Raw genomic sequence first — 16,077 nt, 5'->3', positions numbered from 1 at the left:
AAATACTTCGTCTGGATCGTTTTCAGCGGCTGGAGAAATCCGGTTACCAGCCTGAACTTCACCTGCTGGAGCAGCTGCTTCCCGGTGGCCTTGCGGCCGCTGCGTTTGGGCGTGCTCCGGATGATGTCCTGTCCGCGCCAGTTGGCGCCCACTACCGTTCCTACTTTTCCTGAGAACCCTCCCAGGATCCCTTTTGTGATTCTTGCCATGGTGTTGGTTTTTTGGGGTTAACGGAACGAAGGTATCACGGGTTTTTCAATTTTCAATGGCCCCGGAAAGTTTTGGCAGCTTGTGTCCGGTTTTGGCAGGTTTTGGCAGCCAATGACCGGTATCATCCGGCATTTCTTCGGGTCCGCTTCGGGTCTTCTTCGGGTCGGCTTCGGAAAACAGGGGGTTTTTCCGAAGAACTCCCGAAGAACAGTCGAAGAACACCCGAACAAACCGGCGGTTTTCATGGCTGAAGATCCCCATGGGAGACCGGCTGAAAAATTGTGATTTCAGAGCTTCATAAAAAAAGATTCAGTGAAGATTTTACACACCAAAAAACAGGCTCTCGCTTACCCCGATGACAGCCGTATAAAATACATAAAAACAATTGATTAACTATAAAACGGACATCAGTAAATTCCTTATAAAAAATGACTGAATTCCGGCAGAATGTGGTGCCTTTTATTTCAGCGGTTTCCGTAAACCGCCGGACCAAATCTGCAGGAATGTTGAATGTGATGAAAAGTTTCCCGGTGTTTATTTCCCGAGCACAAACACCGCAGGGATTTTATGCAGTTCGGGTTTCTGTTTCTGCCATTCTTTGACGGTTTTAGTCCGGATAAATTCATGTTCCGGGTCATTGATATTGGCGGCGATACAGAGTTTGGTGTTCGGGGATAAAAACTTAAACAGGTCTTCGAGCAGCGGGTTGTTGCGGTACGGGGTTTCCATAAAGATCTGCGAATAGCCCGTTCTCTGCACCAGCCCTTCCAGCTGCAGGATCTGCTTTTTCTTTTCGCTCCTGTCGATCGGCAGGTAGCCGTTGAAGGTAAATTCCTGCCCGTTGAACCCGCTGGAAATCAACGCCAGGATAATAGACGACGGCCCTGAAACCGGGATCACGCGGATGTCTTTCTCATGGCACCACTTCACCATCAGGTTCCCCGGGTCGGCAATGCACGGAAGGCCGGCTTCCGACAACAGCCCGAAGTCCTGGCCTTTCAGCATCAGCTGCTGCGCTTCCCTGATGTCTGCATTTTCCGTATACTTATCCAGCAGGAACAGTTTCAGGTCCGACTGCTTTTTCCCGGGCGCAAAAAATTTCACGACTTTCCGGGCGGTCTTTTCATTTTCCACGAAGAAGTAATCGGTCTGCATGATGTAGTCCTTTATCACAGGAGAGAAGTGCGTAATGGAAGTGTTTTCCGAAAGATAGGCAGGGAGTAAAAAAAGCATTTTTCTGAGTTATGGGTGATGAGTTGTGAGTTATAATCTGTGAGCGGGCCGGTGTAAACGACGGGCTATCTGTCCGCATCCGCGGTCTAATATCTGGTATACGTTTTCGAATTCCTGCATTCCGCCCCGGTACGGATCCGGGACTTCTGCACTGCCGTGGTCGCCGGGTACGTCCATCAACAGGGAGATTTTCTGCCGCTGTTCTTCATTCCGGGCTTTTGAGATGACATCCGCCATCACATCATGATCCATACAGTAGATCTTATCGAAGTTTTCAAGATCGTCTGCCGTAACAGGCCTTGACCTCTGCTCTGAAATATCGATCTGATGGGCTTCAGCGGTTTTGACGGCTCTCGGGTCCGGATGCCTGCCTTCGTGCAGGGAAATCGTCCCGGCGGAATCCACAAAGATGCTGTCAGGAACCTTTGTTTTCAGAATTCCTTCTGCCAAAGGGCTGCGGCATATATTTCCGAGGCAGACAATTAATATCTTCATTGCTCAGCGGTTTAAAGGGGAATACCCGTTTTTTATTTTACCGTTACAAAACTAAACAAAAAATGAAGAATATGCCTATTCTCCATTTTTCGGTATTTAAAGTAAATTATTTCTTACTGTTTGATTCTTTCTGATAATTCCTTGACGTATTTTTTTACCTCCTTATCGATTTTGGAAACATCCTTGATCGTATCGCAGGCATACATTACCGTGGAATGATCTTTCCCGCCCATCTCTTCACCGATCTTGGTGAACGTGGCATTGGTAAGCTCTTTTGAAAAATACATCGCCAGCTGTCTCGGAAGGGCGATTTCCCTCTTCCGGGTCTTGGATAAAAGCTGCTCTTTCTTGATCCCGAAATACTCACACACCACTTCCTGGATATACGGGATGTTGATGATCTTTTTCTGGTTGGCCGCGATCTTACTGATGGTATCCTTCAACAGCTCAAGGCTTAGATCCGACTTATAGATGGTTGAATAAGCGATGACCGAATTAATGACGCCGATCAGCTCCCGTACATTGGTTTTGGCTTCGGAAGCCAGGAAATCCAGCATGTCGTCTGTTAAAACAATTCCGTCCCTGCTCAGCTTATCCACGATAATCTGTCTTCTCGTAGCATAATCCGGGGATTTGATTTCAGCAGAAAGCCCCCATTTGAAACGGGAAACAATCCGGTCCTGGATATCCATAATATCTGCCGGTGCCTTATCGGAAGTCAGGATGATCTGTTTTCCGTTCTGGTGCAGGTAATCGAAAATATGGAAGAAACTGTCCTGTGTAGCCGATTTCCCCGAAAGGAACTGGATATCATCGATAATCAGCACATCCACCATCTGGTAGAAATTGGCAAATTCCGTCTGCTTGTGCGCTTTGGCCGATGAAATAAATTGCTGGATGAATTTTTCTGAAGACAGGTACAGGACCACTTTATCCGGGAACTGGCTTTTTACTTCAAGCCCCACGGCCTGGCCGAGGTGGGTTTTCCCTACCCCATATCCTCCGTATAAAAACAGCGGGTTAAAGGCAGTGGCGCCCGGTCTTTTCGCAATGGACCTTGCTACCGTAGCGGCAAATTTATTGCTCTCCCCTTCCACGTAATTTTCAAAAGAGAAATCCGATTTCAGGTTGGAATCGATATTGACCTTCTTGATCCCCGGGACCACGAAAGGGTTTACGATATTGGAAGAAAAGCCCTGCGGCATGGTTTCCTGCATTTTCGGCGTAGGAACCGTTTTCCCTTTCATGTTCATGGTAACGGGTTTCTCCAGGCCGGAAGGCTTGTTCTCCATGACCGAATACCATAACTTTACTCCTTTTCCGATGTTTTTTTTCAGGGCAGCGGAAAGCAGAGAGAGGTAGTTGTCCTCAATATATTCCTTGTAAAAATCACTCGGCACCATCAGCGTAAGGTTGTTGTCAACCAGCGAAACCGGCTGCACCTTATCGAACAGTAAATCGAACGATTTTTCAAGTTTTTTCAGATCAGAATTATCTTCAGCTGCGTTAAGATTATCGCGCATAAACTGAAGGCACTTCTGCCATATCATCATTAAATTTTCACCCATAATTATGCCCCGATTGATTCTTTGTTAGTACTCATTTTAGAAGGATGACAAAGGTCTCATTTTTTTAATTCAAAAAAAAATATTGTGCTTATTGATTATTTAAAAATATATTTGTATGAATAATTAAGCATTAAAAATGATATATACAAAACACTCATTACGAGTACGTTACGGAGAGACGGACCCGATGAAATACGTCTACTACGGCAATTACGCAGAGTACCTCGAAATTGGCCGCGTGGAACTTTTCAGAAGCATCGGAATGTCCTATAATGAGATTGAGAATCAAGGAATTTGGCTGCCCGTCTCGGAGTATAAAATCAAGTACCTCCGCCCTGCCTTTTATGATGAAAAACTGGAAATCCACACCTATGTTAAAAAAATTCCCGGGGTAAGGATTGAATTCGAGTATGAAATTTTCAATGAAGAAAAAATGAAGATCACCGAAGCTTCCACGACCCTGTTTTTTCTGGACGCCAAAACCAGTAAAGTGGTGAAATGCCCTGACTACCTGATGCAACTGATTGAAGAACACTGGGACGACTCACCGGGTACCACCCTGAAAAATACAACGAACTTATGAAGATAGCTTTTCTGGGCCCGCAGGCCAGCTTCACACAGCTTGCCGCCGGCCAGCTTTTCCCGGATGCCGAATTTCTGCCGCAGGCCCATATTTTAGACTGTTTCCTCGCTGTAGAAAACGGGAACGCCGAAAAAGCCGTGGTCCCTCTGGAAAATTCCATTGAGGGAACGGTTTCCATGACCCTGGATTACCTGTACCATACCCGGAACATCCGCATCGAAGCAGAAGCCGTAATGCCGATTGCCCACCACCTGATGGTTCATCCCCATTGCAATGTTGAGGATATTACCAAGATCTATTCCCATCCGCAGGCCCTGGCCCAGTGTTTCCGCTTTTTAGATGAAAAGTTTGCCCATGCGGAAAAGCAGGAATATTCTTCAACGGCAGCCGCGGCCAGACATGTGGCCGACCATCCCGGCCGGAACCTGGCTGCCGTGGCCAACCCGGTGGCCGCTGATCTTTACGGGCTGAACATCATTCACCGGAATATCCAGGATTCCGACCAGAACCATACCCGCTTTATTATTATTTCAAAATCCGGAAACGGGTATGACAACAGCAGGCTTAAGGTCCTGGGCGAAAAATCGGGACTGCTGATCACGCTGCCCGAAGATCATGCCGGCGGGCTCCACCAGGTGCTCTCGGTTTTTGCATGGCGCAAAATGAACCTCAGCAAAATAGAATCGCGGACCCTGAAAACCGGCCTGGGCAATTATTTTTTCTTTATTAATGTGGTCGGAAAGTGGGAATCTGCCCTGCATGACCATGCCCTGGCAGAACTGGAAGCCCTGGATGCAAAAACCAGGTTTTTGGGAAGCTATAAAGAGTTTATCCTCGAAAATTAAGGCAATAGCTATTGTGAAAACAGACAATGCTTTGTAAGTGTCTGATAAAATCCGTTTGCTGTTGCACAGACCGCTGATATGGGATCTAAGAGCCTGCTGAATTGCTTTCGAAGAGTAATCTCCCGCACATGATCCTGATCAAACCGATTTTCACACACCTTTAAATCTACTGAAAATGAAGCCATTATACCCTATGACTGCCCGGGGTATGATGGCTTCATTGTTTTAACGGCCTTACCAAACAATTGATTATATTTGGCTGACCAAACAGCGAAAAATGGTGTATGCCCTGATCATTACAGTAATTCTTGTTCTCTACCTCTTCAATTACCTGAACCATAAGATACGGAAACTGGAGAGAGAAATTTCCGGGCTTAAGAAAGCGTCTGCCGGAAACAGTGCCGATGAAATCCGGGAGATAAAGCAAGCCCCACAGGCAGAAGCAGAGTCTTCAGTTTCAGATTTTCAGGAATACCACCCTATTGAGCCGGCCGTACTTTTGCAGCCAGCCGATGGCCCGGGTCAGGATCAGAAAGACCGGGTCAGTATGGTTTTTGAGTTTTTAAAACAAAATGCACTCACGATAACCGGGATTTTCACTTTGGTGCTGGGGATCGGCTATTTTGTGAAATATGCCATTGACCGGAACTGGCTGGGGGAAACCTCTCGGGCGGGAATCGGTTTTCTGGCCGGGGCGGTGATGGTGGTCATCAGTTATTTCCTGAGGAAAAATTATAGCGTTTTTTCATCCATCGTTACGGGCGGCGGGATTGCCGTTTTTTACTTCACGGCGACCATCGGGTTCAGGGAATACCATCTGTTTTCACAGAATACGGCCTTTTCCGTCATGTGCCTGATCACACTGGCGTCGTTGTCGCTGTCGTATTATTACAAAAGTGAAATCTTAATGATTTTCTCTCTGGCCGGAGGATTCCTGGCCCCGCTGATGATCAGTACCGGGGACAGCAACTATCTTTTTTTATTTACCTACATCACGGTGCTGAATATTGGGATGCTGGCCACAGCCTTTGTAAAGAACTGGAAGAGCGTAGGGTGGATTGCTTTTGTTTTCACCCACATCTACCTCCTGTTCTGGACCGTTGAAAAGACAGAATTTTCGGGGCTTTATTTTTACCTGGCCAGCTACGTTATTTTCTATGCATTTGCTTTACGGGATTACTTTACCAGGAACCTCTTATCCTCTTCTGATATTTTAATGCTGGTTCTGGTTAATTTTACAGGCCTTACGGGCCTGGTGTATATTTTCAATGCCTTACAATACGGGCCTGTCATCATCTTTCCGGCCGGATTTGCGCTGGTCAATCTGGTATTGCTTTTCAGGGAATACTCCCGGAAGGATTTCGGGACGGCCTATTCCGCTTTTACAGGGATCACTGCCGGCCTGATTACCACAGCCATTGCCCTGCAGTTCCAGGCGCATTTAATGACCAGTGTCTGGGCGGTTGAAGCCACTTTGCTTTTATTCATCTGGAAGAAAACGGGCCATCCCGTTTTCAGGTCAGCCTTCTATGTCCTGTTTCCGCTGGTGGTCCTTGCCCAGATCATAAGCTGGACCCGGTATAGGGATGCCGGAAACCTGGCGGTTATCTTTAACCCGGTATTCCTGACGAGCTCCGTAACGGTAGTGACCACCTGTGTCAACCTTATGGTATTGAGAAAACATGCCGCGAATGATAAAAGCGGCCATTTCTTTGAAAATACCTTTGCCCTGATCAGCTATATCATCATCTATATGGCGTTCCTGCTTGAGATCTTGTACCACATTTCCGGAAGGCCCCAAACGGTACTGTTCAGCATAGCCCTGCTGTTCAGCATCTGCTATATTTTTCTCCTGCTGGTATTCAGGAAAAAACTCAGGATCAATACCCTCCCGGAAAGATCGCTTCTCTATATGTTTTTAGTATTGGTCATAATCAATACTTCAGCAGCAGGTTCCGGCATTGTTTCCGATTATTTCCTTAAAAAAATCCCTGCCGGTTTTTATGCCGTGTACCTGTTGTACATCATTCCTTTTGTATACACCGCCGTAAAGATTCTCCCGGCTGCCGGGTTTTTCAAAACCAGGTTATCCTACTGGCTTGCTGCCGGGACTGCCGTTACTGCGGCAAGCTTTGAACTCTATCACCTGTATGCCGTTTTTAATGCGGATACCGGTTCAGGCCTGGCCCAACTCGGCAGGCATTTCAGTTTGCTTTACCTGCCGATCATCTGGGCAGTGGCCGCGATTCTTCTCATCTACAAGGGACTAAGCAGTCATGATACGGAATATAACAGGATCGGTTTTTCGCTCCTTGCCCTGATGATCTTAAAATTATATGCTTATGATGTATGGGAAATGGACAATGTATCAAGGATTATCGCATTTATTATACTGGGGATCCTCTTGTTATTCAGCTCGCTGATTTTCCAGAGGTTGAAAAAAATCATCGGAAACCTGTTGGAAAAGAAGAATGAGCATTCACAGGAAAACCATACGGAATGATGACAAAAAAGCGGCATTTATGATAAAAAATTAAATTATTATGAAATTTTATTTACATTTTATAATAATTACCTATATTTATACCATTATTAACCGTACTTACTCTCAAAGATTATGAAAAAATTACTCTACTCGTTTTTACTGCTGTCTTCTGCTACCGTATTTGCCCAGAAGAATACCCATACGAAATTTGCAGTTGCCGATGATGTTGTTGGAACAGTAGATATGTTTACTGCCAATCATAAAAATGCGATCCAGAGTACGCGTACGTATAAATCAGCGGCAGAGCTTCCCCAGAATCTTAAAAAGTTCAGTTCTATTGCAGACCGCGGGTTGGTGGAATACACCCTGAAAACCGGCACCAGCATAGACAGGCTGGCACTGTCCGAGGTCAACGTCCAGTTCGGGCTTCCGGAAGCAACCCCGGTTCTGATTGACGGATATGAATTTACGGATCCGACCATGCGGGTATACGGAGATCTTCTGTATAACATGCAGACGATAGACCACAACGGTAAAAAAGCTGTATCCATCGTAACCACAAAAAAGTAATTTCTCAGATCATATTTAAAGGAAAGGATGCTCAGCTGAGCATCCTTTTTAGTATTTCTGGTTCCATTTTTTCTTTAGTTCCTCATAGATCTTTTTCTCGGTGGCATTATTCCCTGGCTGGTACAGTCTGGTTTCCCTGATCTCTTCCGGGAGAAAATCCTGATCTACAAAATTCCCTTCATAGGAATGGGCATATTTGTATTCTTTGCCGTAATCCAGATCCTTCATGAGCTTCGTCGGGGCATTTCTCAGATGCAGGGGCACGGGCAGGTTGCCGGTCTTTTTCACCAGCGCCAGCGCCTCGTTGATCGCCATGTACGCAGAATTGCTTTTCGGGGAAACAGCGAGGTATACTGCCGTTTCGCTTAAAATAATCCTTGCCTCGGGATTTCCGATGACGTTCACCGCCTGGAAACAGTTATTGGCAATCACCAGCGCATTGGGATTGGCCAGCCCGACATCTTCCGCCGCAAGGATCAGCATCCTCCGGGCAATGAACTTGATGTCTTCGCCGCCGGCAATCATTCTGGCAAGCCAGTAGACCGCCCCGTTAGGATCACCCCCGCGCATGGATTTGATGAATGCCGAAATGATATCATAATGCTGCTCGCCGTTCTTATCATACAGGGCCATGGTTTCCTGCAGGACTTCAAGCACCGTTTCATTGGTAATTTCAGATACGGAAGAGTTCCTGTACTGGTTCAGGACCAGCTCCACAGAATTGATCAGCTTCCTCGCGTCGCCGCCGGAATACTGGATGAACGCCTCTTTCTCAATAATCCTGAAGTCCGTCTTTTCATCCCGGTTGAATCTTTCCAGCGCAATATCAATCAGTTCTTCAAGCTTTTCGTAGGTCAGGGATTTGAGAATGTACACCTGGCTTCTCGAAAGCAAAGCCGACACCACTTCAAAGCTCGGGTTTTCGGTCGTGGCGCCGATCAGGACGATCCAGCCTTTTTCAACGGCATGAAGCAGGGAATCCTGCTGGGATTTATTAAACCGGTGAATTTCATCGATAAACAGGATCGGGGATTTCCCGGAAAAAAGATTCTGCTTTTTGGCATCTTCAATAACGTCCCGGACATCTTTCACGCCGGAAGAAACGGCAGAAAGCTTATAGAATTTCCGCCCCGACTTTTCTGAAACGATTTCAGCCAGCGTGGTTTTCCCCGTTCCCGGGGGCCCCCAGAAAATAAGGGAGTTCAGGGAATTGTTCTCAAGCATTTTCCGTATGGTGCCTTTTTCACCGGTCAGGTGTTCCTGCCCCAGTACATCGCCCAGTGTTTTGGGCCTTAATTTTTCAGCTAATGGAATATTTTGATTCAAGGTAGTTCAGATTTAATGGGCTTATTCTTTTAAGCTCCGGAACCACTGCAAATTTACGGCCGTAACCCTTTGCAGCCAATCAATCGACAAACACCGGAATTTATCCGATGAACGGGCCTCTGCCATCCCGAAACTTCCAACAAATTTAAACTAATTTTCAATTTTTTAGCCTATTTTTGCAGTGTTTTGAAACGAATACCCAACAAAATAATCACTTTTCCTCTGGTACTGCTGATCCGGTTTTACCAATGGTTTATCTCGCCCCTGCTGCCTAAAAACTGCCGGTATGAGCCTACCTGTTCGCACTATATGGTAGAAGCGCTGCAGGTTCACGGGATTTTCAAAGGGTTCTGGATGGGCATGAAAAGGATTTCAAAATGCCACCCGTGGGGAGGAAGCGGCTATGACCCGGTTCCGCCAAAACATCATCAATAAAAACAAACTATTAAAAAAATAGAAATGAGTCATATTTTTTTCAGATTTTATCTTGTATTCTTTGCGCTGGTTACCCAATCTTTCTTCGCGCAAAACTATCCGGACGGAATGTCTGATGCCACTTTAAAGGTTAACTCCGCCAGTGTTCCCGTCAAGGTTTACTCCACTACGGAGCTGGGCGACCTCAACGTGTTCCCGGACAGAAAAGTAACCGGAAATGTCCTGATCATCCTGAACGAATCTAATTTCGAGCCGGCTTACTTCAATTTCAGTGCCTTAACATTGGCCAAGTTTAAAGAGGCGAAATACCAGTTCCTGGACAAAAACTTCAAACCCGTTGAAGCCGCCCCGACCAAAGAAAACATTAAAAACTTCAAATACGCGGTAAAAACCGATCGGCCGGTTACCGCCGGTGATTCCGTAAACCTTGAAACCACCTATAAAATCTGGGACCCTTCGAAAGGGATCGAGCTGGGGCCTATTACGCTGCACTTTTACAGCTTAATGTTCATTTTTGCCTTTGGCTTCGGCTACCTCTTAATGAACAGGATTTTCAAGATCGACAATATCAACCAGAAATACCTGGAACCGCTTTTTACCTGGACCCTGATCGGGACGATCCTGGGTGCCAGAATGGGACATGTGATCTTCTATCAGCCGGAACTTTTCAAAGAAGACTTCTGGAGCGTGTTCTTACCGATAAGCACCAAAAACGGATTTAAATTTACCGGGTTTTCCGGACTGGCCAGCCACGGGGCTACGATTGCCCTGATTTTCACGACCCTGTACTATTCATTTAAAATTATCAGAAAGAACCCTTTCTGGGTATATGACCGGTTGGGAATTGTGGTATCTTTAGGAGGCGCTTTCGTAAGGCTGGGTAACTTTTTCAATTCCGAAATCATCGGTAAGCCGGTGGACCCCAACTCCCCTTTTGCGATCCTGTTCCCGCAGCAGAGCAGCGAATATGGCCTTACGGTACCAAGGTACCCTGCACAGATGTTTGAAGCTTTCGGATACGTCTGCCTGTTTGTTTTGTTGTGGGTCCTGTACAGAAAAACCAATAAAAAATACCAGCAGGGATGGCTTTTCGGCCTGTTCTTTATTATCCTCTGGGCCATCAGGTTCTTTGTGGAATTCCTGAAAGAACCCCAGGGTGATGAGTTTATCCGGATCGGAGCACTGAATACGGGACAGGTCCTTTCCATTCCTTTCATGATTGCCGGCGTGGTTATTATGATCATTTCCAAAAGATTCACCATCACGAAAGAGCAGAACGAGAAACCGGATTAGGCATCAATTTATAAATTTACCGGATCCGTCATCCGGCGGACATTATAAAAAAGCAGGTTTGTATGAGTACAGACCTGCTTTTTTTATATTTCGATATTGCCTAATCATACTGCAATTTCAATACAATTTTATGTATCTGACGGGAATTGAGGGAAAATTAATCTGTTTAAGGAAGATATTCCCTGATGAAATATAAAAACAAATTTTTATTTCCGGTGTAATGAAAAGCCCGGCCGGGTTGTTTTAATATTATGAGAACCTACTTATTGCTGCTGTTCATCTCGTTACAGCTTTCCGCTCAGCCGGCTAAAGCCCTTGTTGATGAGATCATTCAAAGAGAAATGAAAGAAAGGAAAATCCCCGGAGTACAGCTGGCGGTTGTTCAAAATGGCAGGATCGTTCTCAGCAGATCCTATGGAACCGCGAATTTACAGTACAATATCCCGGTAAGCAATACCTCTGTTTTCCCGGTCAACTCCAATACAAAAATTTTCACCGGTGTTGCCGTGATGCAGCTGGTGGAACAGGATAAAATCAGGCTTGAAGACCCTATAAGCACTTATCTGGACGACCTGCCTGCTGAATGGCAAAAGATCACTGTTGACCAGCTGCTAACCCATATTTCGGGATTGCCGGAGATCCTGAAGCTCCTGGATCCGATGACGGGGAATATCGGCCCATTAAAGACCGAGGCTGCCATCTGGGAAAAGCTCAAAACACTTCCCCTGGAATTTAAAACCGGGGAACAATTCAGCTACAATCAAACCAATTATTATCTGTTAGGGAAAATTATTGAGAAACTTACCCGTACGCCCTTTGCCGGTTTCTTCGAAAATCAACAGTTCAGAACCGCGAATCTTAAAAATACGATGTTTGGGGATTCGAGAGATATTATTCTGAATTATGTTCCGTCATATAGCTACAACAGCTTTTCTGATGGCAAAAAAATTGAAAATAAACTTTTAAATGTCTACACAGAATTTCCGGATTTCGTAAGAACAGGATCTGGTCTCAACAGCACGGCCGAAGATATGGCAAACTGGATCATTGCCTTGCAAAACGGCAGGCTATTTAAAAAGGCATCAACCCTGGACAGGATGTGGTCACCGGGTAAATTCAACAACGGGACGCCTACCGGCTGGGCACGCGGCTGGGGAATCGCTAAATTCCGGAAAAACCATAAAGCAATAGGAATGTCCGGCGGAAACCGGTCAGCCCTGCTGGTCTATCCGGATGACCGCCTGGCAGTTATTGTGTTAACCAACCTGGCAGGAAGCGCTCCCGAAGATTTTATTGAGGAAATTGCCGGATGCTACAATCCGGATATAACGAAAGCAGATCCACTTACCTATTTAAGAAAAAGCCTGCGGGAAAAAGGGTTTGACAAGGCTATTGAAGTCGTAAAAAAAGAACAAAAGGCAAATCCTGAATTTGATCCCAAAGAAGACGAACTCAATAACTGGGCCTACCGGATGATGGCAAACAATCAGCAGAAAGAAGCTTTGGAGATTTTCAAACTCAATGTTCATCTGTTCCCGGAAAGCTGGAACGCCTATGACAGCTATGGAGAGATATTGCTGAAAATGGGAGACAAAATCAAAGCCGTTGAGATGTACAGAAAATCGATTGCCTTAAATCCCGACAATGAAAACGGAAAAAAAATCCTGAGCCAGATCATTTCGAAATAAAACATCATGAAGAATATTTTTTTACCGGTTGCTGTCATTCGTTATGTTGATCTTTTCGAAAAGCTGTACAGCAACTGATAAAGAACAGTATTTCCACCCGCCTGCAGATAAGCTGCCGGCCTGTTATTTCTTTTAAAAAGATCCTTTTACGCTTCATTCCCGCTGCCGGCCATACTGAACCCGCTGAACCCTGTTGTATGATTCCGGCCTTCTTTTAACCCTGATTCATTACAGCTTTCTCGCCACTTTCCTTTCCAGTTCTTCAAATACACTTCCGAATGCCTGGATGACATCCGTTGGAAGCACCGCCTCTTTGGAACATCTTTCAGAAGCATATTCCGCCGCTTTCCCATGGAACCAGACGCCCAGAATGGCCGCTTCTTTCGCGGAATAGTTCTGTGCTAAGAAAGAGGTTAAAATCCCGGTCAGGATATCCCCGCTCCCGCCTTTTGCCAGCCCTGAATTCCCGGTGATATTATAAAAAACCTGTCCCTGCGGAGTGATTACCTGCGTATGATGGTCTTTCAGGACAATATAAATATCCAGTTCCCCGGCTTTCGTTTTCGCCAGCTCCAGTCTTTCAAAAGAATTTTCCGTTGCCCCGAACAGCCTCTCAAATTCTTTAGGATGTGGCGTAATAACGGATTTCTTAGGAATCAGCTGTATGTTGCCGGCATCTTCTGATATAATATTCAGGGCATCCGCATCCAGGATCAACGGTTTTGAATAGTTTTCTAAAAATTCCAGAAAGCTTTGTGATGTTTTTTTACCGGTTCCCAGGCCGGGCCCGATACCCAGAACGGAATTCCCATCAGGTTCAAAAGTATCGATAACATCCTCTCCGCCTCCGACAAACATCGCTTCGGGGTTTGAAGTCTGAAGGATCTCATATCCGCATTTGGGAGCCAGAGTGAACGTAAGGCCGGCCCCGGTTTTCAGAGCGGCCCTTGTGGCCAGAACCGCCGCACCGATCTTGCCGTAGCTTCCTCCGATAATGGTGGCTTTTCCGTACGTGCCTTTGTGGGAAAACTCATTTCTGGGCCTGAAGATATTTTTAACCATGTCATGAATGACAAAATCATCGGTTCCGGTTTCAGCAATATAGTCTTCACTCAGCCTGATATCCAGAATGTGGACCTTTCCCGCATATTTTCCGGTTTCAGGATGGAGGAATGCCTTTTTCCAGAACTGAAAGCTCAAGGTATAATCTGCTGTAAAAATTACGGGATTACCAGAAGACATCTTATCTGCAAAAAGCCCGGAGGGCACATCGATGGAAATCTTTATATTGTTCTGGGCGTTTAAGAGCTCAATCAGCCCTTTCATTTCTCCCTGCAGTTCCCTTGACAAACCGGTTCCGAACAGTGCGTCGATAATGACCGTCCTGCTGTCGAAACGGTAGTTCTCTGCCTCCTTAAAATCCCTGACCGATATCCCTGAAATTTCCTTTAACGTTTTAAAATTACTTTGGGCATCGGCAGAAAACCCAGCTTTCGGGTCGGTAAATACATCGATGTCGAAACCTTTAAGGTACAGGATCCTGGCAATGGCAAAACCGTCCCCGCCATTATTGCTGCTCCCGCAGAAAACGGCAAAGTTCCTGTGGTGGTTACAGTTCTCCGAGATCCAGTCTACACATGACTGGGCCGCCCTTTCCATTAACTGCAGCGAGGCAACAGGTTCATTTTTCAGGGTATACTGGTCACACTGGCGGATTTGTTCTGCGGTAAAAATCTTCATTTCAATGGTTTTAAAAGCAATTTACAAAAGATATTTTAACCTGCCATGGAAATGGGAGTCAATACTGCTGAACGGCAAATGATGTGGTACCGGTCATTTTTTACCGTCCTTACCCTGCCTGTTACAAAAGCGGAAAAATTATATTTCTTTTATTTTAAAATCCTATTTTTGTGATACGAACACTCAAAATATCAATTATGGGATTTATAAAAGAATTTAAGGAATTTGCATTTAAAGGCAATGTCCTGGATCTGGCCGTCGGTGTCATCATCGGTGCTGCGTTCAGTGCCATCGTAAAGTCATTTGTGGATGATATCATCACCCCGCTGCTTCTGAATCCTGCTTTGGAGAGAGCCAATGTGAAGAATATCGCGGAACTTTCCTGGGAAGGCGTCAAATACGGTAATTTCCTGTCCTCCGTGATCAGTTTCATTATCGTAGCCTTTGTTTTGTTCCTGCTGATTAAAGGCGTGAACAGCCTGAACAGAAAACCGGAACCGAAACCGGCAGCACCGGCAGGCCCGACTGAAGATCAGAAATTATTAACGGAGATCAGGGATTTACTGAAAACCAGAAACAATATATAAAACAAAAGCACTTCATTACATGAGGTGCTTTCTGTTTATTGTATTTCTGTCAGAATTAATTAATGGATCTGTAAAATGCTTGAAATCTGTTCTGCCAGCGAAAGGCCGATCCGGTCCTGAGCTTCAAGGGTGGATGCCCCCGTATGAGGCGTTAACGATATTTTCGGATGGTTCAGGATTTCTTTTGAAGGTGTAGGCTCGTTGATGAAAACATCCAGCCCTGCAAACTTCACTTTCCCTGCATCCAAAGCTTCGATCAAAGCCGCTTCATCGATCACTCCGCCTCTTGAGCAGTTGACAATCGCTACGCCGTCTTTCATCATTCCGAATTCTTTTTTACCGATCATGTACCCGTCTTTCTGGGCCGGAACATGGAGCGTGATAAAATCCGAGTGCTGCAGGACATCCTGAAGCGGTTCGGTTTCAATATCCACATTGATAAACTGCTTATTGTAGAAAGTAACCTTAATGCTTGCTTTTCCTACGTTACTGTCTGCTGCCACCACTCTCATTCCCAGTCCCAGGGCAATCTTCGCCACTTCCTGCCCGATTCTTCCCATTCCGACAATCCCGATGGTTTTTCCTTTCAGTTCAATCCCGGCAGCATATGATTTTTTTAAAGCAGCAAACTCCGTATCTCCTGCCACAGGCATTTTCCTGTTGGAATCCTGTAAAAATCTCGCTCCTGAAAACAGGTGCGCAAACACCAGCTCTGCCACTGATTCTGAAGATGCGGAAGGGGTATTGATGACATGGATCCCTTTTTCCCTGGCATAATCCACGTCTATATTATCCATGCCTACACCGCCTCTCCCAATGATTTCCAGCGAAGGGCAGCTGTCGATGATATCTTTTCTTACCTGTGTGGCACTGCGCACCAGAATGGTCCGGATCTTATGTTCATTGATATAATCTGCCAGAAGCTCCTGCGGAACTTTTGCCGTAATGACTTCAAAACCTTTTTCCGTCAGGGCATCAATGCCGGATTGATCCAGGCCGTCGTTTGCTAAAACTTTCAT

At 45.7% G+C, this 16,077-nt stretch carries 16 protein-coding genes; 8 read left to right on the top strand and 8 right to left on the bottom strand.

The genetic code is table 11. The features are described 5' to 3' along the window. From H561_RS0107480 to dnaA, 5 genes are all read right to left on the bottom strand, one after another. On the bottom strand, window positions 1–209 hold a 209-nt coding region (locus tag H561_RS0107480; protein ID WP_034761705.1), incomplete at its 3' end, for a DUF6266 family protein. A 46-nt stretch (window positions 210–255) separates the two neighbouring features. Next, entirely contained in the window at window positions 256–471 is a 216-nt protein-coding gene (locus H561_RS0107475; protein WP_027386445.1) for a hypothetical protein, read from the bottom strand. Between the two features lie 273 nt (window positions 472–744). Beyond that, window positions 745–1,443, bottom strand: coding sequence for an SAM-dependent methyltransferase (locus H561_RS0107470; RefSeq protein ID WP_027386444.1), 699 nt, complete (start codon window positions 1,441–1,443; stop codon window positions 745–747). A gap of 30 nt (window positions 1,444–1,473) precedes the next feature. Continuing rightward, a complete protein-coding gene (locus H561_RS0107465) occupies window positions 1,474–1,938 on the bottom strand; it encodes a low molecular weight protein-tyrosine-phosphatase (RefSeq protein WP_027386443.1) in 465 nt (154 codons plus the stop codon). 113 nt (window positions 1,939–2,051) lie between these two features. Continuing rightward, window positions 2,052–3,506, bottom strand: a complete 1,455-nt coding sequence (dnaA, locus tag H561_RS0107460) for a chromosomal replication initiator protein DnaA (protein WP_027386442.1) — start codon at window positions 3,504–3,506, stop codon at window positions 2,052–2,054. 136 nt (window positions 3,507–3,642) lie between these two features. On the opposite strand from dnaA, the gene H561_RS22200 reads away from it, so the two are divergent. From H561_RS22200 to H561_RS0107440, 4 genes are all read left to right on the top strand, one after another. After that, a complete protein-coding gene (locus H561_RS22200; RefSeq protein WP_051349329.1) occupies window positions 3,643–4,089 on the top strand; it encodes an acyl-CoA thioesterase in 447 nt (148 codons plus the stop codon). Next, complete coding sequence (pheA, locus tag H561_RS0107450) at window positions 4,086–4,934, top strand: prephenate dehydratase (protein ID WP_027386441.1); 849 nt, start codon at window positions 4,086–4,088, stop codon at window positions 4,932–4,934. The genes H561_RS22200 and pheA overlap by 4 nt, the downstream gene beginning before the upstream one ends. A 277-nt stretch (window positions 4,935–5,211) precedes the next feature. After that, window positions 5,212–7,437 carry a DUF2339 domain-containing protein gene (locus H561_RS0107445; protein ID WP_034761633.1) on the top strand — a complete coding sequence of 742 codons (2,226 nt, stop codon included), beginning with the start codon at window positions 5,212–5,214 and terminating at the stop codon, window positions 7,435–7,437. A 114-nt stretch (window positions 7,438–7,551) separates the two neighbouring features. Then, complete coding sequence (locus H561_RS0107440) at window positions 7,552–7,989, top strand: hypothetical protein (RefSeq protein ID WP_027386439.1); 438 nt, start codon at window positions 7,552–7,554, stop codon at window positions 7,987–7,989. A gap of 48 nt (window positions 7,990–8,037) precedes the next feature. Here H561_RS0107440 and H561_RS0107435 read toward each other — a convergent pair whose 3' ends face one another. Next, window positions 8,038–9,315 (bottom strand): replication-associated recombination protein A, encoded by a 1,278-nt coding sequence (locus H561_RS0107435; RefSeq protein WP_027386438.1) that lies wholly within the window; start codon window positions 9,313–9,315, stop codon window positions 8,038–8,040. Window positions 9,316–9,510: 195 nt separating this feature from the next. Between H561_RS0107435 and yidD the strand changes: the two genes are divergently transcribed. The 3 genes from yidD (at window position 9,511) to H561_RS0107420 (ending at window position 12,731) form a co-directional block, all read left to right on the top strand. Further along, a complete protein-coding gene (gene yidD, locus H561_RS0107430) occupies window positions 9,511–9,750 on the top strand; it encodes a membrane protein insertion efficiency factor YidD (protein WP_027386437.1) in 240 nt (79 codons plus the stop codon). Between the two features lie 444 nt (window positions 9,751–10,194). Beyond that, the gene (lgt, locus tag H561_RS22195; protein ID WP_034761701.1) at window positions 10,195–11,043 is read left to right on the top strand and encodes a prolipoprotein diacylglyceryl transferase; all 849 of its coding nucleotides are present in this window, start codon (window positions 10,195–10,197) and stop codon (window positions 11,041–11,043) included. A 251-nt stretch (window positions 11,044–11,294) separates the two neighbouring features. Beyond that, on the top strand, window positions 11,295–12,731 hold the full coding sequence (locus tag H561_RS0107420) for a serine hydrolase (protein WP_027386435.1): 1,437 nt from the start codon (window positions 11,295–11,297) through the stop codon (window positions 12,729–12,731). Window positions 12,732–12,959: 228 nt separating this feature from the next. Here the strand turns inward: H561_RS0107420 and H561_RS0107410 are convergent, their stop codons facing one another. After that, window positions 12,960–14,471 (bottom strand): bifunctional ADP-dependent NAD(P)H-hydrate dehydratase/NAD(P)H-hydrate epimerase, encoded by a 1,512-nt coding sequence (locus H561_RS0107410; RefSeq protein ID WP_034761620.1) that lies wholly within the window; start codon window positions 14,469–14,471, stop codon window positions 12,960–12,962. A gap of 197 nt (window positions 14,472–14,668) precedes the next feature. Between H561_RS0107410 and mscL the strand changes: the two genes are divergently transcribed. Continuing rightward, window positions 14,669–15,058, top strand: coding sequence for a large conductance mechanosensitive channel protein MscL (mscL, locus tag H561_RS0107400; RefSeq protein WP_027386433.1), 390 nt, complete (start codon window positions 14,669–14,671; stop codon window positions 15,056–15,058). A gap of 59 nt (window positions 15,059–15,117) precedes the next feature. Here mscL and H561_RS0107395 read toward each other — a convergent pair whose 3' ends face one another. After that, window positions 15,118–16,077 (bottom strand): D-2-hydroxyacid dehydrogenase, encoded by a 960-nt coding sequence (locus tag H561_RS0107395; protein ID WP_027386432.1) that lies wholly within the window; start codon window positions 16,075–16,077, stop codon window positions 15,118–15,120.

The sequence above is a fragment of the Chryseobacterium gregarium DSM 19109 genome (assembly GCF_000430845.1).
Classification (GTDB): Bacteria; Bacteroidota; Bacteroidia; order Flavobacteriales; family Weeksellaceae; genus Chryseobacterium; species Chryseobacterium gregarium.
The sequence above is the reverse complement of the archived record's forward strand: the minus strand, read 5'-3'. Positions and strand labels throughout refer to the sequence as shown.